At 68.5% G+C, this 21,292-nt stretch carries 18 protein-coding genes; 9 read left to right on the top strand and 9 right to left on the bottom strand.

What is annotated here, in order from left to right:
- Window positions 1-5: 5 nt before the first annotated feature.
- Window positions 6-1,238, bottom strand: a complete 1,233-nt coding sequence (efeB, locus tag ACN6M5_RS11810) for an iron uptake transporter deferrochelatase/peroxidase subunit (protein WP_434950030.1) — start codon at window positions 1,236-1,238, stop codon at window positions 6-8.
- On the bottom strand, window positions 1,235-2,476 hold the full coding sequence (locus tag ACN6M5_RS11805) for an imelysin family protein (RefSeq protein WP_434950028.1): 1,242 nt from the start codon (window positions 2,474-2,476) through the stop codon (window positions 1,235-1,237). Before ACN6M5_RS11805 ends, efeB begins: the two co-directional genes overlap by 4 nt.
- 133 nt (window positions 2,477-2,609) lie before the next feature.
- On the opposite strand from ACN6M5_RS11805, the gene ACN6M5_RS11800 reads away from it, so the two are divergent.
- Window positions 2,610-3,659: a zinc-dependent alcohol dehydrogenase family protein gene (locus tag ACN6M5_RS11800; protein ID WP_434950026.1), complete on the top strand. Its 1,050-nt coding sequence runs from the start codon at window positions 2,610-2,612 to the stop codon at window positions 3,657-3,659.
- 75 nt (window positions 3,660-3,734) lie between these two features.
- Here ACN6M5_RS11800 and ACN6M5_RS11795 read toward each other — a convergent pair whose 3' ends face one another.
- The 3 genes from ACN6M5_RS11795 to ACN6M5_RS11785 all read right to left on the bottom strand — a co-directional run bounded on the left by ACN6M5_RS11795 (window position 3,735) and on the right by ACN6M5_RS11785 (window position 7,349).
- The gene (locus tag ACN6M5_RS11795) at window positions 3,735-5,027 is read right to left on the bottom strand and encodes an ABC transporter substrate-binding protein (protein WP_085368187.1); all 1,293 of its coding nucleotides are present in this window, start codon (window positions 5,025-5,027) and stop codon (window positions 3,735-3,737) included.
- A gap of 160 nt (window positions 5,028-5,187) precedes the next feature.
- The gene (locus ACN6M5_RS11790; protein WP_434950023.1) at window positions 5,188-6,585 is read right to left on the bottom strand and encodes an APC family permease; all 1,398 of its coding nucleotides are present in this window, start codon (window positions 6,583-6,585) and stop codon (window positions 5,188-5,190) included.
- Between the two features lie 173 nt (window positions 6,586-6,758).
- Window positions 6,759-7,349, bottom strand: a complete 591-nt coding sequence (locus tag ACN6M5_RS11785; protein WP_434950021.1) for a nitroreductase family protein — start codon at window positions 7,347-7,349, stop codon at window positions 6,759-6,761.
- Window positions 7,350-7,828: 479 nt separating this feature from the next.
- Between ACN6M5_RS11785 and ACN6M5_RS11780 the strand changes: the two genes are divergently transcribed.
- The 4 genes from ACN6M5_RS11780 to galU are packed head-to-tail and all read left to right on the top strand — an operon-like array spanning window position 7,829 to window position 13,369.
- Window positions 7,829-9,370, top strand: coding sequence for a glycosyltransferase (locus ACN6M5_RS11780; protein ID WP_434950019.1), 1,542 nt, complete (start codon window positions 7,829-7,831; stop codon window positions 9,368-9,370).
- A 43-nt stretch (window positions 9,371-9,413) separates the two neighbouring features.
- Window positions 9,414-10,868, top strand: a complete 1,455-nt coding sequence (locus ACN6M5_RS11775) for a glycoside hydrolase family 26 protein (protein WP_434950017.1) — start codon at window positions 9,414-9,416, stop codon at window positions 10,866-10,868.
- 25 nt (window positions 10,869-10,893) lie between these two features.
- Window positions 10,894-12,288 (top strand): UDP-glucose dehydrogenase family protein, encoded by a 1,395-nt coding sequence (locus ACN6M5_RS11770; protein WP_085368178.1) that lies wholly within the window; start codon window positions 10,894-10,896, stop codon window positions 12,286-12,288.
- A gap of 16 nt (window positions 12,289-12,304) precedes the next feature.
- Complete coding sequence (galU, locus tag ACN6M5_RS11765; protein WP_434950015.1) at window positions 12,305-13,369, top strand: UTP--glucose-1-phosphate uridylyltransferase GalU; 1,065 nt, start codon at window positions 12,305-12,307, stop codon at window positions 13,367-13,369.
- A gap of 30 nt (window positions 13,370-13,399) precedes the next feature.
- Here the strand turns inward: galU and ACN6M5_RS11760 are convergent, their stop codons facing one another.
- Window positions 13,400-13,693 (bottom strand): hypothetical protein, encoded by a 294-nt coding sequence (locus ACN6M5_RS11760; RefSeq protein WP_085368174.1) that lies wholly within the window; start codon window positions 13,691-13,693, stop codon window positions 13,400-13,402.
- Between the two features lie 101 nt (window positions 13,694-13,794).
- On the opposite strand from ACN6M5_RS11760, the gene ACN6M5_RS11755 reads away from it, so the two are divergent.
- Window positions 13,795-14,571: a GNAT family N-acetyltransferase gene (locus ACN6M5_RS11755; protein ID WP_434950012.1), complete on the top strand. Its 777-nt coding sequence runs from the start codon at window positions 13,795-13,797 to the stop codon at window positions 14,569-14,571.
- A 242-nt stretch (window positions 14,572-14,813) separates the two neighbouring features.
- Here ACN6M5_RS11755 and ACN6M5_RS11750 read toward each other — a convergent pair whose 3' ends face one another.
- The 3 genes from ACN6M5_RS11750 to ACN6M5_RS11740 are packed head-to-tail and all read right to left on the bottom strand — an operon-like array spanning window position 14,814 to window position 18,034.
- Window positions 14,814-15,884 carry a threonine aldolase family protein gene (locus ACN6M5_RS11750; RefSeq protein ID WP_434950010.1) on the bottom strand — a complete coding sequence of 357 codons (1,071 nt, stop codon included), beginning with the start codon at window positions 15,882-15,884 and terminating at the stop codon, window positions 14,814-14,816.
- Window positions 15,885-15,911: 27 nt separating this feature from the next.
- The gene (locus tag ACN6M5_RS11745; RefSeq protein ID WP_434950008.1) at window positions 15,912-16,592 is read right to left on the bottom strand and encodes an SDR family NAD(P)-dependent oxidoreductase; all 681 of its coding nucleotides are present in this window, start codon (window positions 16,590-16,592) and stop codon (window positions 15,912-15,914) included.
- Window positions 16,589-18,034 (bottom strand): DUF6421 family protein, encoded by a 1,446-nt coding sequence (locus ACN6M5_RS11740; protein WP_434950006.1) that lies wholly within the window; start codon window positions 18,032-18,034, stop codon window positions 16,589-16,591. The genes ACN6M5_RS11745 and ACN6M5_RS11740 overlap by 4 nt, the downstream gene beginning before the upstream one ends.
- Window positions 18,035-18,215: 181 nt before the next feature.
- Between ACN6M5_RS11740 and ACN6M5_RS11735 the strand changes: the two genes are divergently transcribed.
- The 3 genes from ACN6M5_RS11735 (at window position 18,216) to ACN6M5_RS11725 (ending at window position 21,284) form a co-directional block, all read left to right on the top strand.
- The gene (locus ACN6M5_RS11735) at window positions 18,216-18,944 is read left to right on the top strand and encodes a DNA alkylation repair protein (RefSeq protein WP_434950004.1); all 729 of its coding nucleotides are present in this window, start codon (window positions 18,216-18,218) and stop codon (window positions 18,942-18,944) included.
- 39 nt (window positions 18,945-18,983) lie between these two features.
- On the top strand, window positions 18,984-19,739 hold the full coding sequence (locus tag ACN6M5_RS11730; protein ID WP_434950002.1) for an SDR family NAD(P)-dependent oxidoreductase: 756 nt from the start codon (window positions 18,984-18,986) through the stop codon (window positions 19,737-19,739).
- Between the two features lie 141 nt (window positions 19,740-19,880).
- A complete protein-coding gene (locus ACN6M5_RS11725) occupies window positions 19,881-21,284 on the top strand; it encodes an APC family permease (protein WP_434950000.1) in 1,404 nt (467 codons plus the stop codon).
- Window positions 21,285-21,292: the final 8 nt, after the last annotated feature.

The following is a 21,292-nucleotide window of genomic DNA, read 5'->3' as shown; positions in this document are numbered from 1 at the left end:
CGGAGTCAGGCGAGCATCCTGCTGCCCAGCCAGTCTCCGGAGTCCCGCGCGCCGGGTAACGCGAAGAAGTAGCCGCCGCCGAACGGCGAGATGTAGTCGGTGAGCGGTTCGTTCGCGAGCCGTCGCTGCACGGTGGCGAACTGCCGTTCCAGGTCTTGGTTGAAGGCGGTGAAGATGAGCCCCATGTCGAGGTCGCCGTTGCTGTCGAGCCCCGCGTCGTAGTTGTATGCCTTGCGGAGCATGCGCTGGTCGGCGGTGGCCGAGGTGTGCGGATTGGCCAGCCGGATGTGCGCATCCAGCTGGATCACGTCGCCGGTCGGATCGAGTTCGTAGTGCGGATCGTCGTGCTCGTGCGACCCGGTGAGCGGGGCGCCCGTGTCCCGCCTCCTGCCGATCATGTTCTCCTGCTCGTGCAGATTGACCCTGTCCCAGAACTCCACGAGCATCCGGATGATGCGCACCACGTGGTAGCTGCCGCCCGCCACCCAGCCGGGCTCCGCGCCGCCTGCCCTGGCCCAGACGAGGTCGCCCATGCTCTTCGCGTCCGTCGTGGACGGGTTGCTCGTGCCGTCCTTGAACCCCATGAGGTTGCGCGGGGTTCCGGATGGGCGGGGCGGTGACGTGAAGCCGTCCTGCCGCCAGCGCACCTGCATCCCGCCCCGGGTTGCGCGCGCGATCTCGCGCACGGCGTGGGTGACCGCATCCCGGTCGTCCGCGCAGACCTGGAGGAGCAGGTCGCCGTCGCAGACCTCCCGGCGGAGCGCGTCGTTGGCGAAGTCCTCCATCGTCCGGAGGCGCGCCGGCTTGGCGGCTGCCAGCCCGTAACGCTCGTCGAAGAGGGATGCGCCGACGGACAGGGTCACAGTGACCCCGTCCGGCACGACGGTGGGGCCGAGGATGCCGGAGTCGCGCGGCGGGGCAGTGAGACCGGGATCGGGCGGGGTGCCGCCCGTCGTCAGGAACCTGGCACGCTCGGTGATCGTCTTGAACAGGTCGGCCAGCTCGGCGCGGTTGGCGGCAGTGGCGTCGAGCGCGACGAACGCGGCGGTGCCTTGCGGGGGCGTGAGGATGCCCTGCTGGTGTGTGCCGTGGAACGCGTACGCGGCGGCGGCGGCGGGTGTCGCGTCTTTGGGTCGGACTGTGCCACCCACGCCCGCGCCGATGCCCACCGCCGCCCCGGCACCGACTGCCGCGCCCGCCGTCGCCTGCAGGAAGCCCCTCCGCCCGATCCCCGTCACGGTTCCCTCCTGATGTCGCAGATCGCCGCCACCGGCGCCAGCCGTTCCAGCGCGCCGTCGATGGCCGCATCCACGCGTTCCCTCTCGGCGCGGCTCAGCGACGAGAGCGGGCGCCAGCTCCCGTCCGCCCCGCGGAACGACTCCACCAGCCGCTGCGCAGTCGCGATCGACGCCGTCGTCGCCGCCAGCCGGTCGTACCGACTGCTCAGGATGCTCGTCAGCGGCGTGAGCGCCGCCGTCGCCCCGGAGAGGTTGGCGTCGACCGTCGCCAGCTCGGTGCCGGACAGCGCGTCGGCGTCCCCGGTCAGCTCGAACTGCAGAGCGTTCTCGACGATCTCGTGCGCCCGCAGCCCGATGGCGCCCGGGTCGACCTCCGCGTCGGCGAGCGTGGTCGCGAGCGAGGCGACGGACGCCTGCAAGGCGGCCACCGCATCCACCGCCTGGCTGGCCGGTGCGCCCGACCAGAGCAGTGCCTCGATGCGGTGGAACCCGGTGAGCCCCTGATCGGTCAGTGCGGTCGTGCCGGGGGCCGGCAGGCCGTCGATGGTCTCTCCGGCGTCGCCGAACGCGTCGTACGCGGCGCCGAGCGTCTCGTAGGTCTGGTGGGCATCGAGCCAGTCGCGGCGGGAGGCCGCTAAGTCGCCCTCCGCGGTGTCGGCGCCGAGGTCGGCCACCTGTTTCTGCAGAACCGGGATGCGCGACGCCACCCAGGTCGTGTACGCCTTCGCCACCGGGATGAGGTCGTTCCTGGTGACCGGCACGATCCCGGGGGTGAGCTGTGCGGAGGGCGGCGCGGGCCCGACAGCGACGCTCGGCCCGGTGACCGGGTCGGCATCGGCGGGCAGGCAGACGAAGCGGTAGCGCCCGGCGCCGAGCGAGACCCGCGCCGTCGCGTGCGCCCCGGCGCCCAGCGACTCCAGGTCGAGGTACACCTTCTTCGAGTCGACCGCCTGCAGGTAGACTTCGATGCCCGCGACGGTGTGATTGGTCACGGTGAAGCTCTGCTCGCCACCCGAGACAGCGCCGCCGGCGCCACCAGCGCCGCCCCCACCAGCGCCGGCCTCGCCCCACCCCGCCCCGCACGCATCCAGGTCGGCCGCCACCGCATACGACCCTGGATGCGCCTGCGCCCCCGCCTGCACGGCGGACGGCCGCACCGCGATCGTCACCACGACCGCCACCGCGATCAGCGCGCCGATGGCAGCGAAGACCGCTGCGAGTCGGGAGCGCTTCGGCATGAGGCGATGCTACGAGCCGCGCGCATCCGGTGGTCGCGGCTTCACACGCTGTTCACCAGGCCGTCACCGGCCGTCCCCCGGACGGGGGACGAGCGGCGCTCGCACCCCCACCGTGCGGCGTAGGCTTCTGACCATGCTTGCAACGGTCATCCACGGTGAAAAAGACATCCGCGTCGAAGTGGTTCCCGATCCCGTCCTGTCCACCGGAGGCGACGCCATCGTGCGCGTCGTCGCAGCCTGCGTCTGCGGCTCCGACCTGTGGCCGTACCGCGGGGTCACGCCGACGCACCACGCGCACCGCATCGGTCACGAGTTCGTCGGCGTCGTCGAGGAGGTGGGGCCGGACGTGAAGACGATCGCCCCCGGCGACTTCGTCATCGCGCCGTTCTACGACTGCGACATGACGTGCGTCAACTGCAAGAACGGCGTCAGCACCTCCTGCCTCAACGGAGGATGGTGGGGGTCGGACGACAAGCTCGGCGGCTTCGCCGACGGCGGCCAGGGCCAGAAGGTGCGTGTCCCGCACGCGGACGGTTCGCTCGTGGCGACGCCGGAATACCCGAGCGACGACCTCATCCCGAGCCTGCTGACGCTGTCGGATGTGATGGGCACGGGCCACCACGCCGCCGTCTCCGCCGGGGTCACCGAGGGCAGCACGGTCGTCGTCGTGGGCGACGGAGCGGTCGGGCTGTGCGCGGTGCTCGCCTCCGCGCGCCTGGGCGCTTCGCGCATCATCGCGATGTCGCGGCACGAGTCGCGTCAGGAACTGGCACGCGCGTTCGGCGCGACCGACATCGTCGCCGAGCGCGGCGACGACGGCGTCGCGGCGGTCAAGGAGCTGCTCGGCGGCATCGGGGCGGACTGTGTGCTCGAGGCGGTCGGCACCAAGGAGTCGATGGACCAGGCGATCCGTTCGGCGCGCCCCGGCGGCATGGTCGGATACGTCGGCGTCCCCAACGGCGGCCCTGAGCTGCCCGTGCGCCCGCTGTTCAACAACAACGTCGGTGTGAACGGCGGTGTCGCTCCCGTGCGCAACTACGTCGAGGAGCTGCTGCAGGATGTCTGGTCCGGCGCCATCGACCCCGGCCGCGTCTTCGACCTGGAGCTCCCGCTCTCCGAGGCGGCCGAGGCGTACGCGGCAATGGATGAGCGCCGCGCCATCAAGGTGCTCCTCCGTCCCTGAGCCGGCCACCAACGAGAAATCGGGGGCGACGCGCACACTGCGCGTCGCCCCCGATCGGTTATCGCGGGTATCCGGCTACCCCTTGGAGGCTGCCTGGTTGACGGTGTCGATGATGTCCGCCGCCGAGCCCTTGCCTGCGAGCAGGTTGACCACTCCGGTGTTCATCGCGTTGCCGACGTTCTGCCCGAGCAGGGTGTCGAGGAACTGAGCCATGAACTTGGTGTTGTTGTACGCATCCAGTTCCGACTTCGTCACGGAGTCGGTGATGCCGCTCTGCGCGTCCTTATTGACCGGGATCGCGTTGAAGGCCGTGTAGTTCTCCTCCTGCACGGACTTCGTCGTCATGTAGTTGAGGAACGCGGTGCACTCCTTCTTCGGGGCCTTCGCCGAGCACGAGTACCCGCCGACGCCGCCCATCATTGCGCTGGGGTCTCCAGCTCCGCCCGGGACGGAGGGGAAGGGGAACCAGCCGAGATCGGGCAGCGGCTTCTGGTCGGGGGTGAGCGACGCGATCACTCCCGGGTCCCATCCGCCCATGAGCTCCATCGCCGCCTTGTGGTTGGCCAGGAGGCCGGCGGAGCTGCCTGCGCCCTGCTGGGCGGGGGTGGTGAGGAAGCCGTTGTTGAACGGGTTGGTGTCGTTGAACGCCTTGAGGTCCTCTCCGGCCTTCGTCCAGCACTTGTCGCTGAAGTCGAGGGATGCCGCCGACTTGTTGAGCGCGCTCTCGCTGCACTCGCGCAGAGCGAAGTTGTAGTACCAGTGCGCAGCAGGCCAGGCGTCCTTCGCGCCGACGGCGACGGGGGCGACGCCGGTCGCCTTGAGCTTGACGATGGCGGCGTTCAGCTCGTCCATGGTGGTCGGGGGAGTGTCGATCCCCGCCGCCTTGAACAGGTCCTTGCTGTAGAAGATGCCCTCGGGGTTCACGTTGACGGGCATCGCGTAGATCTTGCCCTTGTACTCGTTGCTCTTGAGCACGCCGGCGTTCACGGACGCCTTGGTGGTCGCGTCGATCGAGTCGGTGATGTCCATCAGCTGGCCGGCGTCGACCATGGCGTTCATCTTGCCGCCGCCGCGCTGCAGGAAGATGTCGGGTGCGGACGCCGAGTTGAGCGCGGTCTGAAGCTTGCCGTCGAGGTCCTCGTTCTGGACCGTCTGAAGCTTGATGGTGACGTTCGGGTTGGCCTTCTCGAAGTCCGCGATCGTCTTGACCCAGAACGCCTTGCCCGGGCCGGTCGTCGAGTTGTCCCAGAAGGACATGGTGACCTTGCCGTTGCTGGGGGTTGTGCCTGAGCCGCTGCAGCCTGTGGCGAGCAGCGCAGTGCCCGCGACAAGTGCGAGAACGCCCGCGACGCGAATATTCCTCTTCATTGTGGAAACTCCTTGATAACGGTTCACGACGTGCGACGGTCGCGCCGTCGCCTGCCGAGCTTCGCATCCGAATATGTTGTTTGTCCATCGAAATGGCCAAACTTCGATAACGATTTCGAAACGACCGATTCGAGGCCTCGGAAGGGCCTCCGAGCGCGCGCTACTTGACGGCTTTGTTGAACCCGGTGACCGGCTGGCTCTCGTCGAAGCCGGGGACGCTGCGGCGGAATCCGCGCGTCAGCACCAGCAGATAGACGAACCCGAGCGCCATCCAGATGCTCCCGCCGATCAGTGCGTCGACGTGCAGGTTGGCCCACAGGATGCCCGTCAGCAGCATCCCGATCGCGGGCAGGACGATGAAGGTAACGATGTCGCGCGGCGTGCGCCTGCGCCCCTTGCGGATCGCGAACCAGGCGATCACCGAGATGTTCACGAAGGTGAACGCGATGAGCGCGCCGAAGTTGATGAACGCGGCGATCGTCTCCAGCGTGAACGCGGCGGCCAGCAGGCTGATCGCGCCGACGAGCACGATGTTGAAGGTCGGCGTGGACGTCTTGGCGTTGATGTGGCCGAAGAACCGGTTGGGCAGCACGTTGTTGCGACCCATCACCAGCAGCATCCTGGACACCGAGGCGTGCGAGGCCAGCCCGGAGGCCAGCGTCGCGGCGAACCCGGCGGCGGTCAGCACCGCCTGCAGCGTCTGGCCGCCGACCTGCTTGCCGATCTCCGGCAGCGTGCTGTCCTCGATGGCTGCGCGGGGGAACTCGTCGGACGACGGGAACCTGAGCTGGGTGAAGTACGACGTGATCAGGAAGATCGCGCCGCCGATGATCACCGTGAACAGGATCGCCCTCGGCATGATCTTCGGCGACTTCGCCTCCTCGGCGTACATCGTCACGGCGTCGAAGCCGATGAACGAGAAGCAGACGATCGTGGCCCCGGTGAGCACGGCGCCGAGCGTCACGGCGTCGTGGAAGAACGGCTGGGCGGAGGCGATCGTTCCAGCTCCCTCGCCCTGCACCAGCTGCGCGATGACCATGATCACGAACACCGCCATCACCACCACGGCGAACACGAGCAGCAGCATGTTGATGTTCGACGTGCCGCGCATCGTCAGGTAGATGATCGAGGTGACGACCGCGCAGTAGATGACCACCCAGATCCAGCCGGGCACACTGGGGAACAGCGCCTCCAGGTAGCTCCGGATGATGAGGCAGTTGACCATCGGCAGGAGCACGTAGTCGATCAGCGACGTCCAGCCCACCAGGAACCCGACGTTCGGGTGGATGGACTCGCGCACGTAGGTGTACGCCGATCCGGCGCTCGGGATGGCCCCAGCCATCTTGCCGTAGCTGACGGCCGTGAACATCATCACGACGAGAGCGACCAGGTAGGCGGACGGCACGACGTTGTTCGTGTCGCGTGCCACCATGCCGAACGTGTCGAAGACGACGGTCGGGGTCATGTAGCCGAGCCCGAGGCCGACGATGGCCCACAGGCCGAGGTTGCGCTTGAGCTTCCCGCCGGTGGCGATCGCCGGGGCGATGGGAGTCGTCATCGTCTCTCCTTAAGCGGGCGACGCTGCGTCCCTGCAGCGACCCGCGACACTGCTTGGCCGTCTGAGTTCGGCCATATTCCCACAGATCGGGCGGCCGGCAAATTCGACGAACGCCGAAAAAAGGGAGGGCGTCGCTGACGACGCCCTCCTCGGGTACTGCTGACCGGCTGCTCTCAGGCGTTGACGATCACGATCTCGTCCAGCGCGGCACGCGAGCGGGGTGCGAGCTCGCGCTCGCGCAGCGGGTCGGGGAGGGCGTCCGGGTCGCCGAGGATGCCGATGGCGCTGACGGAGGTGGGCAGGAAACGCTCCTCGATGTCGAACGCCGAGCGGAGCGCATCCACGTCGAATCCGCCCATCTGGTGCACGTGCAGCCCGTCGTGGTGGGCCTGGACGCTGAGGTGCGCGACGGCCTGACCCAGGTCGTACGTCGCCCAGCGGCGCGGGTTGCCCTCCGCGTCCTCCAGTTCGGCGATGGCGACGATCAGGGCGCTCGCCGACCCTGCCCACGCCTGGTTGAAGCCCATCAGGGCGGAGGCGATGATGTCGAACTCGGCGCTTCCGCGACGGGCGACGATGAAGCGCCACGGCTGCGTGTTGCTGGCGGACGGCGACCAGCGCGCTGCCTCGAGAGCCGCGGTCAGAGCGGTCTCCGGAACGACGGCGGTCGGGTCGAAGGCGCGGGGGCTCCAGCGCTCGGCGAGGGCGGGGATGAGGGGTGCTGCGGTGACGGCGGCGCGCGAATTCAGCTCGGCGATGGACATGACTCTCCTGGTGCTTGACGACATGGATGCGCTTGTCTCCATTGCCAAGCTATATCCATGCAAACACATTTTGCTGGCGAGTATTCCTACTCTCGGGAGTGAATCGATTGTTACGGCTGTGTTAATTCTCAGGCGTTTGGCGTCATAGTTTTTCTACCCGCATCCGGGGTACAAAACGGCCCCGTCGTCCCCCGGCGATCGTCCCCCGGTCGCCCGATCGACCGTCCGAGCGATTCCATTCCTGACCTGCCGTTCCGCCTCCCCCGAACGGGGGTGTGTCCGCCATTCTGCCGACAGCCTCCAGGTGTCCGCGTGTCGGCGGACAGGGGCACATCCGAGGCCGCCGTTTCCCGCCGTGACCACCGAGAAAACCTCGCTTGCGCCGTGAGAGAGCCCACAGCTACAACTTGATCAACCCGACCGCCCAGATCCCCAGAGACGTGGATGCAACCCCTGTCCCCCCTGAGAGGTCTCGTCCCGTGTTCATTTTCATTTTGCAGATCCGGCACATGCTGGAGGGCCATCCAGAGTTCTATCTGTTCGCCGTCTACTCCGCCTTCATCTGGGTCATCTGGATCATCAAGGTGGCCGTCTCCCGGCGATACCGCGCATACACCGAGGACTTCGCGGTCTCCACGAGCGTGGTCGTCCCCGTCGTCGACGAACCGCTCGACCTGTTCCGCGACGTCATCGGCCGCATGGTGGAGCAGAAGCCCGGCGAGATCATCGTCGTCATCAACGGAGCACCCAACCCCGGCCTCGTCGAGGTCTGCGAGGAGTTCGCCCCTCTGGTGCGCTGGGTGCACACCCCGATCCCCGGCAAGCGCAACGCCGTGATGATCGGCACGAGGATGTCCACGGGCGACATCACCGTGCTGGTCGACTCCGACACCGTCTGGACGGAGGACACCCTCTCCGAGCTCGTCAAGCCGTTCAAGGACGAGCGCGTCGGCGGCGTCACGACCAAGCAGCGCATCCTGGAGCCGGAGCGCAGCTGGATCACCCGCTGGGCGGACTGGCTGGAGAACTCCCGGGCGCTGTACTCGATGCCCGCGCAGAGCGTCGTCGGGCAGATCGGCTGCCTTCCCGGCCGCACCATCGCGTTCCGCCGCTCGATCCTGATGCGCGTCATGGACAAGTTCATGAACGAGAAGTTCCTCGGCGTCTTCCTCGAGGTCTCCGACGACCGCACGCTCACCAACCTCACCCTCAAGGAGGGCTACCGCACCGTCTACCAGCACACCAGCCTGGTCTACACGGATGCGCCGCTCAAGGTGAAGAAGCTGTTCAAGCAGCAGCTCCGCTGGGCGCGCGGCAGCCAGTACAACACCCTGCGCATGCTGCCCTGGATGCTCGGCCACGCCCCGCTGCTGGCGTTCTTCTTCATCTCGGACATCATCCTGCCGTTCGTCCTCGCGGGCGTGCTCGGCGGCTGGGTCTACCGCTCGATCACCGGCGAGGGCTACAACTTCTACGCCGGCTTCCTGCAGGCCTACGGCGTGCAGGGCGGTGTGCTCACCGTCGTGGCCCTGATGGTCGCGTCCTCCGTGATCAGCATGTCGATCCGCCAGATCAGGCACCTCTCCGAGAAGCCGTCCGACTTCTTCCGCCTGCCGGTCTTCATCATCGTCTCGACGTTCTTCCTCATGCCGATCCGGCTGCTCGGCTTCTTCCGCATGGCGCACGCCAGCGGCTGGGGCACCCGCGCCGGCGCGTACAACGGCGGTCCGAACGAGATCAGCAGCGACGACGAGATCGCCCTGGCGGCCTCGGCGAAGGATGCGCCCACCGCTCCGGATGCGCTTCCGCAGCTCCCCGACTCCGTCGGCGGGCTGACCACCACCACGGCTCTGGCCACCCGCGCAGAGACCCGCAGGGCGACGGCCGCAGCGCCGGCGTCCGCATCCACACCCAAGACCAAGACCGCTCGCGCCGAGCGGCGTCGGCTCAACCCGCTCGCCGCCATCCCGTACCTGATCGGTATCGCGATCCTGACCCTGGAGGCCCTGTTCCTTGTCTAGCAAAGCAGTTCACTGGTGGGCGGCGACCAAGTCGCGCTCCCTGATGACCACCGCAGCCTTCGTCGTCCTCAGCCTCGTGCTCGGCGGCATCTCCTACTACGTCTGGTCGTCCCCGACGAGCGCGGTCCGCACCGTGGTCGACGCGGCTGCGACCGCCGTCAACCCGCTGGCCGCGCAGAACGCCAGCCTGCAGAAGAACCTCAGCACCGCCAAGAAGACCATCGCCACCCAGAGCGGCAAGCTCACCTCGCTGCAGCAGCAGGCGCTCGCCGCGCAGGCGTCGACCGCGAAGCAGCTCGCCACGGCGCAGCAGCGCGCGGTGAGTGCGGAGAAGGCGCTCGCCCAGGCGAAGCTGCAGCTCGCCAGCGCGAAGGGCGCACTCGCCGCGAACACGGCGGCAGGTGCGAAGGGCAGTGGAGCAGCCGGAACCAAGAGCGGAACCGGCGGCAACAGCGGCACCGGCGGCGGCGGCAACGGCGGTGGCAACATCGCGCCGGAGCCCACCCCCATCACCGCGCCGACCAAGGCGGAACTGCTGCAGCCGGCCAGTCGCTACTACGGCATGTACACCGAGCAGGCTCCGTTCAACTGGGCCACCTTCGACGCGACCAGCGCGAAGGTCGGCGTGCAGCCGAACCTCGTCGGCTACTTCAGCGGCTGGGACGAGACCTTCCGCGCCAACGCGGTCACGCGCGCCTGGCAGCAGGGCAGGCTGCCGATGATGACCTGGGAGTCCCGGCCCATCTCGGCGGGCAACGACTCGGTGAATGCGCCGGAGTACTCGCTCCCGAAGATCATCGGAGGCGACTTCGACGCCTACCTGCACCAGTACGCCAAGGACATCGTCGCCACCGGACTGCCGCTCGCCATCCGTCTCGACCACGAGATGAACGGCGTCTGGTACCCGTGGTCGGAGACCGACGGCAAGGGCAACTCGATCAACGGCAACAGCCAGGGCGACTACGTGAAGATGTGGAAGCACGTCCACGACGTCTTCCAGGCGGAGGGTGCGAACGACCTGGTCATCTGGGTCTGGGCGCCGAACATCGTCAACAACCTGCCTTCCCAGCACAAGGTCGACGGCTACCTCCCGTCGCTCTACCCCGGCGACGACTACGTCGACTGGGTCGGGCTCTCCGGCTACCTGCGTCCTCCGTACAAGGCCGACCAGAGCTTCACCTTCGATTACACCTTCACGCCGAGCCTCGACCAGCTCCGTGCCATCACGAAGAAACCGATCGTCCTCGCCGAGGTCGGGGCATCGGAGACCGAAGGACACAAGACGGCCTGGGTCACCGACTTCTTCAACGCCCTCGGCAAACCGGAGAACGACGACATCGTCGGCTTCTCCTGGTTCAACCTCGCGGTCACCAGCTACGTCGAGGGGGTCAGAGCCACGAACGACTGGCGCATCGACTCCCGGGCGGACACGCTCTCGGCGTTCATCGCCGGGCTCACGCGACCAGAAGACCGCTTCACCCTCACCCCGGCCTCCTAGCCATCCCCGCGAAAGGACAACGCGAATGACGACCAAGAAGAAGGAACAGCCCGCCCCGCGCATCAGCGTGATCGGCACCGGATACCTCGGCGCGACCCACGCGGCGGCGATGGCCGAACTCGGCTTCGACGTGATCGGCGTCGACACCGACCAGAGCAAGGTCGACGCCCTCCGCGACGGCCGCGTGCCGTTCTTCGAGCCCGGGCTGCCCGAGCTCATCACCGAGCACGTCGCATCCGGTCGGCTGAACTTCACCACCGACATCGCCGAGGCCACCGCGCTCGCCGACGTGCACTTCATCTGCGTCGGAACGCCGCAGCAGTCCGGCAGCTTCGCCGCGAACCTCAGTTACGTCGAGGCCGCCGCCCGGTCGATCGCGCAGAACATGACCCACGACGGCGTCATCGTCGGCAAGTCGACGGTGCCGGTGGGCACCGCGGCGCGCCTCCGGGCTATTGTCGCCGCCGAGCTCCCGGATGGGGTCTCCGCCGAACTCGTCTGGAACCCCGAGTTCCTGCGCGAGGGCAAGGCGGTGGAGGACACCCTCTCTCCCGACCGCCTGGTCTTCGGCGGAACGTCGGAGCGCTCGGAGGCGGTGCTGCGCCGCATCTACGCGACGCCGATCGAGGCGGGGACACCGGTGCTCGTCGCCGATCTGCCGACCGCCGAGCTGGTGAAGGTGAGCGCGAACGCGTTCCTCGCCACCAAGATCTCGTTCATCAACGCCATCGCGGAGGTGTGCGACGCGGCGGGCGCCGACGTCTCCCTGCTGGCGGATGCGCTCGGTCACGACGTGCGCATCGGCCGCCAGTTCCTCAATGCGGGGCTCGGCTTCGGCGGAGGGTGCCTGCCCAAGGACATCCGTGCCCTGATGCACCGGTCGAGCGAGCTCGGCGCCCACGCGGCCGTCGGACTCCTGCAGCAGGTCGACGAGATCAACATGGGCCGCCGCCAGCGGGTCATCGACCTCGCCCTCGAAGCCTGCGGGGGCTCCGTGCTCAACCGCAGGATCGGCGTGCTCGGCGCCGCGTTCAAGCCGCACACCGACGACGTGCGCGACTCGCCGGCCCTCAACGTGGCTGCGGCCCTGCACCTCCGCGGTGCGCAGGTCGTCGTCTACGACCCGGAGGCGCGTGCCACCGCCCAGCGCATGTTCCCGACGCTCGGCTACGCCGACTCCGTCGAGGAGGCGGTGAACGGGGCAGACGTCACGGTCGTGCTCACCGAGTGGCCCGAGTTCGTGGAGGCCGACCCGGCGGCGCTCGCCGCCATCGTGCACGGCAAGACCGTGATCGACGCCCGCAACTGCCTCGACGCCACCGCCTGGTCGCGTGCCGGCTGGGCCGTGCACGTCATGGGCAGGGTGCCGGAGGGCGCCCCCATCGCCGACGACCTCGCCGCCCTTGCCGGCGTGCGCTGAACGAGAGGAAACCATCATGTCCAGTTACGTCACCAAGGCCGTCATCCCCGCCGCCGGGCTCGGCACCCGCTTCCTGCCCGCCACCAAGGCCATGCCGAAAGAGATGCTTCCCGTGGTCGACAAGCCGGCCATCCAGTACGTGGTCGAGGAGGCGGTCGGCGCGGGACTCCACGACGTGCTGCTCGTCACCGGCCGCAACAAGAACGCACTGGAGAACCACTTCGACCGCAACACCGAACTCGAGGACACCCTCGCCAGGAAGGGCGATCTCGACCGCCTGGAGAAGGTGAACCAGTCCACGGCGCTCGCCGACATGCACTACGTGCGCCAGGGCGACCCGAAGGGCCTCGGCCACGCCGTGCTGCGCGCCAAGATGCACATCGGCCACGAGCCGTTCGCCGTGCTCCTCGGCGACGACATCATCGACGCCCGCGACCCGCTGCTGTCCAGGATGCTGGAGGTGCAGCAGCAGCTGAACACGACGGTCGTGGCACTCCTCGAGGTGGACCCCAGCCAGATCCACCTCTACGGCGCCGCCGCTGTGGTGGAGACGGACGAGGACGACGTGGTGCGCATCACCGGACTGGTCGAGAAGCCCGACCGCGCGAGCGCTCCGTCGAACTACGCGGTGATCGGCCGCTACGTCCTCCGCCCGGAGATCTTCGACATCCTGGAGAAGACGGAGCCGGGCAAGGGCGGCGAGATCCAGCTGACGGATGCGCTGCAGGGCCTCGCGACGGCTCCCGACTGGACAGGCGGCGTGCACGGCGTGGTCTTCTCCGGCCGCCGCTACGACACGGGCGACCGTCTCGACTACATCAAGGCGATCGTCCAGCTGGCCGCCGCCCGCGACGACCTCGGCAAAGACCTCGTGCCGTGGCTGCGCGAGTTCACGGCGGCGGAGGGCGCCCAGGATGCTCCTGCCGCGGAAGCGCAGGCGCCGGCCGCCCCCGCCAAGCCCGCCGTTCCTGTCAAGCCGGCAGCGCCCGCCGAACCGGCCGTCGCCACCGCGCCGGCCGCTGCTCCGGCCCCTGACCGGTCGCCGCGCAAGCGCGACCTCGTCCCGGTCGCCGGAGCGTAACCTCCGACCCACGCATCGAGCTGGCTCGGGCTAATCCAGCCCGAGCCGCTTGAGCGTGTGGTGGTCGCTGTGTCCGGGGTCGGACTCGATCTCGTCGACGGAGACCGGGATGCCCGGCCCGATCGCCAGCCACACGAAACCGTCTCTGTGCACCAGGGGAACGAGGTCGGTCGTGCCGTCTTTGAGCAGCGTCCGGATGCGCTTCAGCAGCGCATACCCTTCGGACGGCTTGGTCACGTAGGTCTTGCGTCGGTAGTGGACCACGTGCGCGACAGTCTTCGCGCCCAGTCCGGCGACGACGGATTCGGTCAGCGTCTCGGTCATTTCGGTCCTTTCGGGTGCGGCATCAGCCGCTCACCGACGCTACTCGCCTCCCCGGCGGAGTCAACCGGCGATGCCGCAGCTATCGGGATAGCGTTGCCGTCATGCAGTCCCTCCCGTCGCCCGCCGAGCTGGACGTGCTCGCCGACCGCGGCTGGCCCTCCGTCCAGCGCGAACCCCTCGGCCCCTGGACCCTCCGCTTCGCCTCCGGCGTCACCAACCGCGCCAACTCGGTCCTCCCCACCGGCCGAGTGGATGCGGAGAGCCTGCCCGCCACGCTCGCCGCGGCCGAGCGCGCATACCGCGACCGCGGCCTCCCCACGGTGTTCCAGGTCAGCCCGGCCACCGACCCCGCCCTCGTCTCCGCGCTCGCCGCGAGGGGCTATCGCGAACACTCCGACACCCTCGTCCTCGTCGCCGACCGAGCGGCTGTGGCGTCAGCCGGTGCCTCCACCCCTGCCACACCGCTCTTCATCACCACCACCCCATCCCGCGCCTGGATGGATCTCTGGTGGTCGGTCGACGGCCGCGGCGACGCCGACGCAGAGGCCGTCGCCGAGCGCATCCTCACCGGCGGCCCGGCGCTCTACGCCTCGGCGGGCGACCCCGAGCATCCGGACGCCGTCGCGCGCCTCGCCATCGTGGGCGAGTGGGGTGGTGTCTTCGCCGTGGCGACCAGGCCGGACCAGCGCCGCCGCGGGCACGCAGCGGCGATCATCCGAGCTCTCGCCGCCGACGCCGAACGGCACGGGATCCGGCACCTGTGGTTGCAGGTCACCGCTGCCAACTCCTCGGCCCGCGCTCTCTACGAGCGGCTCGGTTTCGTCGAGGCATCCCGCTATGCGTACTGGACCGAACCCGCCACCGAACCCACCCGTTAAACCCACGATGCCGGGTGCGGGGACCTAGGGAATCCACGCAGCCCGGCATACGTTCGGGGTTACCTTCGGAGGATATTCGGGTTCCTCCGCCGGCTATTACAGACTAGCGAAAAAAGTGCTCGTGTGGGTCATATGGAGGACACGTTTTGTACCCCAGTAGGAGTGTCATTCTGGCCCTCACTTGGGGTGTTCGCACCTCTTGACGTCAGAAATCCGACGCTGTAGCGCAAAAACGGCACTGCTTAGGCGGCGAGCTCCTGCTTCAGAGCCTCCACGAACGCGTCGATGTCGTGCTCGGTGGTGTCGAACGAGCACATCCAGCGCACCTCATGGCGTGCCGCATCCCAGTCGTAGAAGCGGAAGTGCTCGCGCAGGCGGTCGGCGACGCCGGCGGGCAGCGTGGCGAACACGCCGTTCGACTGCGTCGCCTGGCTGAACGCGACACCCTCGATGCTCCCGTCGGCGATGCCGGATTCGAGCGCCGTGCGGAGACGGTGCGCCATCGCGTTCGCGTGCGATGCGGAGCGCAGGTAGAGGTCGTCCGTGAGCAGCGCGATCAGCTGGGCCGAGATGAAGCGCATCTTCGACGCGAGCTGCATGTTCAGCTTGCGCAGGTAGATCAGCCCCTCGGACGCCTCGGGGTTGAGCACGACGACGGCCTCGCCGTAGAGCATCCCGTTCTTGGTGCCGCCGAAGCTGAGCACGTCGACGCCGGCGTCGGTGGTGAATGCGCGCAGCGGGACGCCGAGCGATGCTGCGGCGTTCGCGATGCGCGCGCCGTCCATGTGCAGCTTCATGCCGAGCGAGTGGACGTGGTCGGCGATGGCCCTGACCTCGTCGACGCTGTATGCCGTGCCGAGCTCGGTGGTCTGGGTGATGGACACGACGAGCGGCTGGGCCCGGTGCTCGTCGCCCCAGCCCCACGCCTCCTTGTCGATCAGGTCGGGGGTGAGCTTGCCATCCGGGGTCTCGATCTGCAGCAGCTTGATGCCGGCGACCCGCTCGGGAGCCCCTGCCTCGTCGGTGTTGATGTGCGCCGTCTTCGCGCACACCACCGCGCCCCAGCGGGGGAGCATCGACTGCAGCCCGACGACGTTCGCTCCCGTGCCGTTGAACACGGGGAAGACCTGGACGCCCTCGCCGAAGTGCTCGGCGAACACGTCGTGCAGGCGTGCCGTGTAGACGTCTTCGCCGTAGGCGATCTGGTGGCCTTCGTTGGCGGCCGCGATGGCGTCGAGGATCTCGGGGTGGACACCCGCGTAGTTGTCGGAGGCGAATCCGCGCAGGTTGAGGTCATGGAGTTGTAGCGTCACGTATCCATCCTTGCAGGAGTGAGAGAGTCAGTTCGCGGCGTTGGCGGAAGTTGTGAGCAACTCGCGCGTGCCGTTGATTGTGGAGGGATCGCCCTCCCAGAGCTGCACGACGGCTGCGCCGAGCGTGTCCTCGAGCCCGGACAACGACGTCACCACGAAGACGACGGCGGCCGCGTTCGGCGCCTCTTTCGCGAACCCCTGCGCGACCGACCTGGTCCACGCGTCGGCGGCCGCCTTCGCCGCGGCGTAGTTCGCGCCACCGGCGTACGGCCGCTCGACCGCGGTGGACGAAACGATGGCGAGGCGCCCGGCGGGCGACGCGACGAGGTCGTCGTAGAACACCCGTGTCGTGTTGCGCAGCGTGCGGAAACCGCGCTCCAGGAAGTCCCAGTCGTCGTCGGACTGCCCCGCGATCCCGCCGCCGCCTCGCCAGCCGCCGACCAGGTGGATCAGCCCGTCGATCGCGCCGAACTTCAGGTGGATGCGCATCGCCAGCTCGGCCACAGCATCCCGGTCGGCCAGGTCGCAGACCCGGGTGTCGACGCCGGGCACGGCAGCGGCCAGGGCGTCGAGCGCCTCCGGCCGCGTGCCGACGGCGAGGACCGTCGCGCCCGCCTCGACGAGCGAGCGCGACACGGCCTCGCCGCTGGCGCTGGTCGCACCCGCGACCAGCACCAGCCGCCCGGAGAGGGGCAGGCTTTCCGTCACTTGTCGTCCGAGTGGCCGGTGATGCCTGCTGTGGATTCGATGACGGTGGCCATCTTCTTGTTCAGCGCCTCGTAGAACATGGAGAGCGGGAACTCGTCGTCCAGCACCGCGTCGGTGTAACCCTTCGGCACTCCGGCGAGGATCTCATCCGGAAGCCCACGAGCCCAGTTGGATGCGGGGTTCGGGGTGAGCGTCTCGGTGAGCATCTCGTACGCAGCCAGCCAGTGCGCCACCTTAGGCCGGTCGATGGACCGCCTGTACAGGTCGTTGATCCGGTCGCTGAGTGCGACGACGACCTCGGGAACACCGTCCCAGTCGATGGTGAGCTGCGTGTCCGTCCAGTGCAGCACGTCGTGCTGGTGCATCCACGCGAACAGCAGCTGCCCGCCGAGGCCGTCGTAGTTCCGGATGCGGCTGCCGGTGATCGCGAACCGGAAGATCCGGTCGAAGATCACCGCATACTGCACCAGCTTCGCGTGGTCACGGATCTCCCGCTGCGCGTCGGAGAGCTCCGCATCCGGCAGCGCCTTCAGCTCGCGCTCCTGCCGCACGGACTCGCGGAACGCCGTCAGGTCGCAGCGCAGCTCCTCCAGCGAGTACAGGAAGAACGGCATCCGCTGCTTGATCATGAACGGATCGAACGGCAGATCCCCGCGCATGTGACTGCGGTCGTGGATGAGGTCCCACATCACGAAGGTCTCCTCCGCGAGCTTCTGGTCATCCAGCATCGCCGCCGCATCCTCCGGCAGCTGCAGCTTCGTGATCTCCGAGGCCGCGCGCACCACCCTGCGGTACCTGGCGGCTTCGCGGTCCTGGAAGATCGCGCCCCAGGTGAACTGCGGGATCTCGCGCATCGCGACCGTCTCGGGGAACAGCACGGCGGAGTTGGTGTCGTATCCGGGGGTGAAGTCCACGAACCGGAGCGGCACGAACAGCTTGTTGCCGTAGTCGCCCGCTTCGAGCTCCGCGATGAACTCCGGCCAGATCACCTCGACCAGCACGGCCTCGACGAGGCGGTTGGTCGAACCGTTCTGCGTGTACATCGGGAACACGACCAGGTGGCCGAGCCCGTCGACGCGGTGCTGCTGCGGCTGGAACGCGTTCAGAGAGTCCAGGAAGTCCGGGACGCCGAGACCCTCGTCCGCCCAGCGGCGGAAGTCGGCCTGCAGCGCATCCAGGTAGGCGGCGTCGTGTGGGAAGTGCGGAGCGAGCTCGGCGATCGACGCGATGACCGCATCCACCTGCTGTGCTGCGCCGGCCTTGTCGGCCTCCTCCGGCACGGAGCCGTCCTTGACCTGCACCTGCTGCAGAGCGACGGCGGCCTCTTTGAGGGCCAGCCACGCGGGATGCGTCGCCAGCGACCGCACGGAACGGACGTCCTCGACGACCTCGGGCTCTCCGACAATGGCGTTTGCACTGAACTGGGAAACGAATTGTGACATGACGAACCTCCCGTCGTTGGTCGTCCGCGGCTGCGGCGCTTGGTCCGGACGCAGAGCGCGCCCGCATTCGAGCCTATCCACTCGTCTTCGAACTTTTATTGCCCATCCGGTGTCGTCCCTTGCGCCCCGCGGCTCGCCGACGCACTTTTCCAGCGCCAGGACGCCTCGCTATGCTCGCCGGGTGACGGCAGCAGAGGTGCGGGATGCGCTCGCGGAGGTGGCCAGCCCCGAGGACGCGGTGTTCCTGCAGCGCTTCTTCAAGGCGGGGAAAGGGGAGTACGGGGAGGGCGACGTCTTCATCGGCGTGCGCGTACCGCAGACCCGCGCCGTCGCCAAGCGCTTCGGCGGGCTGCCTCTCGACCAGCTCCGCGAGCTGCTGGACAGTGAGGTGCACGAGCACCGCCTCGCCGCGCTCATCCTCCTCAATCGCGAGTTCGAGCTCGCCAGCCGTCCCGCGGCCCGCGACGACGTGCGGCGCGAGGAACTGGCGGCGTTCTATCTGGATGCGGTGGGTCGCGGCCGCGTGAACAACTGGGATCTGGTCGACTCGTCCGCCGAGTACGTCCTTGGCGCGTTCCTCTGGGATCGCCCCCGCGACGTGCTCGACGAACTGGCGGCCAGCGAGGTGCTCTGGGAGCGTCGCGTCGCCGTGCTCAGCACCTTCGCGTTCATCAAACGCGGGGACGCATCCACCACCGTCGACCTCGCGGCCAGGCTCCTCGACGACCGGGAGGACCTCATGCACAAGGCGGTCGGCTGGATGCTCCGCGAGGTCGGGAAGCGCGTCGACCGGGATGTGCTGCTCGCGTTCCTGGACGAGTACGCGCCCCGGATGCCGCGCACCATGCTGAGCTACGCCACCGAGCACCTGACGCCGGAGGTGCGGGCGGAGTACCGCGCCCGACGGTGACGCAGCACGGGGCCTCCCGCGACTTGGGATGATGTACCTATGACGAGAACGGTTCGGGGTGCACGCGTGCTGATCACGGGCGCCGCCTCCGGGATGGGATACCTGTTCGCGGAGCGCGCCGTGCGCGAGGGCGCGGCGGCCGTCGTGCTCTGGGATCGGGATGAGGCTGCGCTGTCCGCGTTGACCGCCCGCCTGCGCGCACAGGTGATGGAGCAGCGCTCGGCGTCGCCGTGGGGCGGCCCCACCCGGTCGCCGAGTTCGTCGGAGGGACGTCCGGGCACGACCGTGCATCCGTTCGTGCTCGACCTGGCGGAGCTGGGCGCCATCGCGCAGACGGCGCAGGCGGTCCGCAAGGAGCTGGACGGCGTGGATGTGATCGTCAACGCCGCGGGAATCGTGCGCAGCTCCCCGTTCTGGGAGCACGACAACGGCGACGACACCCGGCGCACCATGCTGATCAACGCGCTCGCCCCGATGCACATCGCGCGCGAGTTCCTTCCCGCCATGATCTCGAGTGCCAGGGAGGCCCGCATCGTCACCATCGCGGGCGGCACCGGCGCTGGGGCGGGCGATGTCGGTGCTGTGCACAGCGCGTCCGTGGCAGCGGTCGTCGCGTGGAGCGACAGCCTGCGCGCCGAACTGCGGCAACAGGGTTTCGGGCACGTCAGGGTCACCGCGGTGGTCCGGCCCTGGATGCTCGACGGAGCCGTCGACCCGCTGCTCGCGCGGGTGCTCACCCCCGAGCGCATGGCCGACGGGGTGTGGAAGGCGATGCTCGCGGGCCGCAAGCGCTGACTACGCCCCGCGAAGGCTGCTCGGCTTCCGCGTCGACCGGACGCCGCGAGGGTATACCGGCATGTCGCGCCCCCTTCGGGTGACATTCCTGAGAACTTTCACATAAAGTAGCTCCCACCGTCGACCGACAACGGAGCCATCGTGAGCAATCCTTCCTGGACCCAGGTCATCAAGACCGCAGACAGCGAGCAGCCTGAACTGAAGCGCGCACTCGGCCCCGGCCTGCTGCTGCTCTTCATCGTCGGGGACATCCTCGGCACGGGCGTCTACGCGCTCACCGGCCAGGTGGCCGCCGAGGTGGGAGGCGCGGCCTGGCTGCCGTTCCTGCTCGCGTTCGCGGTGGCGACGGTCACTGCGTTCTCCTATCTGGAGCTCGTGACCAAGTACCCGCAGGCCGCCGGCGCAGCTCTGTACACGCACAAAGCGTTCGGCATCCACTTCTTCACGTTCATCGTCTGCTTCATCGTGATGACGTCTGGCATCACGTCGGCGGCCACGGCATCCCGGGCGTTCGCGGTGAACCTGTCCGTCGGGTTCGGGCTGCCGTCGGACAACTTCTTCACGATGATGGTCGCGCTCGCGTTCATCGTGCTGATCATGCTCGTGAATCTGCGCGGCGTGACGGAGAGCGTCTGGCTGAACGTGGTGCTCACCCTGGTGGAGCTGTCCGGTCTGCTGCTGGTCATCATGATCGGCCTGTGGGCGATCGGCGGCGGCAACGCGGACCTCTCCCGGGTGGTGGCGTTCGAGACGCCGGAGGACAAGGGCATCCTGCTCGCGGTGAGCACGGCGACGTCGCTGGCGTTCTTCGCGATGGTCGGCTTCGAGGACTCGGTCAACATGGCGGAGGAGACGAAGGAACCGAGCAGGATCTTCCCCAAGATGATGCTGACGGGCCTCGGGATCGCGGCGGTCATCTACGTGCTGGTCTCGATCTGCGTGGTCGCCCTCGTGCCGATCGGTGAGCTGGCCGGCAGCGAGACCCCGCTGGTCACCGCGGTCAACGCCGCGGCACCGGACTTCCCGATCGCCGACCTGCTGCCGTTCATCTCGATGTTCGCGGTGGCGAACACGGCGCTGATCAACATGATGATGGCGAGCCGCCTGCTCTACGGCATGAGCAAGCAGAAGGTGCTGCCCGGCTTCCTGTCCAAGGTGCAGAAGAAGCGCCGCACGCCGTGGGCCGCGATCCTGTTCACCAGCGCGCTCGCCCTCGGCCTGATCGTCTACGTGTCGCTCGACCCGAAGGGCTCGATCGTCGCCCTCCTCGGCGGGACGACCTCACTCCTGCTGCTCGCGGTGTTCGCGGTCGTCAACATCGCAGTGCTCGTGCTGCGCCGCCAGCCGGTCGACCACAAGCATTTCCGCACGGCGCGGGTCCTGCCGATCATCGGCGCGATCACCTGCCTGTACCTGGTCTTCCCGTGGACCTCCGGCCGCCCGGTCGGCCAGTACGGCATCGCGCTTGCCCTCCTGGCGATCGGCGTGATCCTGTGGGCCATCGCCCGCGCCTTCACCGCCGCCGCGGAGCGCCGCTCCCGCTGAGCGGTCCC

Origin of the sequence: Leifsonia araucanica (assembly GCF_051161895.1) — a bacterium.
Lineage (GTDB): Bacteria > Actinomycetota > Actinomycetes > Actinomycetales > Microbacteriaceae > Leifsonia.
The sequence above is the reverse complement of the archived record's forward strand: the minus strand, read 5'-3'. Positions and strand labels throughout refer to the sequence as shown.

What these genes read in the sequence shown, in the direction of transcription:
- ACN6M5_RS11805 (WP_434950028.1), bottom strand. Translation starts at nt 2,476, where the DNA reads ATGCCGAAGCGCTCCCGACTCGCAGCGGTCTTCGCTGCCATCGGCGCG.
- ACN6M5_RS11800 (WP_434950026.1), top strand. Translation starts at nt 2,610, where the DNA reads ATGCTTGCAACGGTCATCCACGGTGAAAAAGACATCCGCGTCGAAGTG.
- ACN6M5_RS11795 (WP_085368187.1), bottom strand. Translation starts at nt 5,027, where the DNA reads ATGAAGAGGAATATTCGCGTCGCGGGCGTTCTCGCACTTGTCGCGGGC.
- ACN6M5_RS11790 (WP_434950023.1), bottom strand. Translation starts at nt 6,585, where the DNA reads ATGACGACTCCCATCGCCCCGGCGATCGCCACCGGCGGGAAGCTCAAG.
- ACN6M5_RS11785 (WP_434950021.1), bottom strand. Translation starts at nt 7,349, where the DNA reads ATGTCCATCGCCGAGCTGAATTCGCGCGCCGCCGTCACCGCAGCACCC.
- ACN6M5_RS11775 (WP_434950017.1), top strand. Translation starts at nt 9,414, where the DNA reads ATGACCACCGCAGCCTTCGTCGTCCTCAGCCTCGTGCTCGGCGGCATC.
- ACN6M5_RS11770 (WP_085368178.1), top strand. Translation starts at nt 10,894, where the DNA reads ATGACGACCAAGAAGAAGGAACAGCCCGCCCCGCGCATCAGCGTGATC.
- galU (WP_434950015.1), top strand. Translation starts at nt 12,305, where the DNA reads ATGTCCAGTTACGTCACCAAGGCCGTCATCCCCGCCGCCGGGCTCGGC.
- ACN6M5_RS11760 (WP_085368174.1), bottom strand. Translation starts at nt 13,693, where the DNA reads ATGACCGAGACGCTGACCGAATCCGTCGTCGCCGGACTGGGCGCGAAG.
- ACN6M5_RS11755 (WP_434950012.1), top strand. Translation starts at nt 13,795, where the DNA reads ATGCAGTCCCTCCCGTCGCCCGCCGAGCTGGACGTGCTCGCCGACCGC.
- ACN6M5_RS11740 (WP_434950006.1), bottom strand. Translation starts at nt 18,034, where the DNA reads ATGTCACAATTCGTTTCCCAGTTCAGTGCAAACGCCATTGTCGGAGAG.
- ACN6M5_RS11730 (WP_434950002.1), top strand. Translation starts at nt 18,984, where the DNA reads ATGACGAGAACGGTTCGGGGTGCACGCGTGCTGATCACGGGCGCCGCC.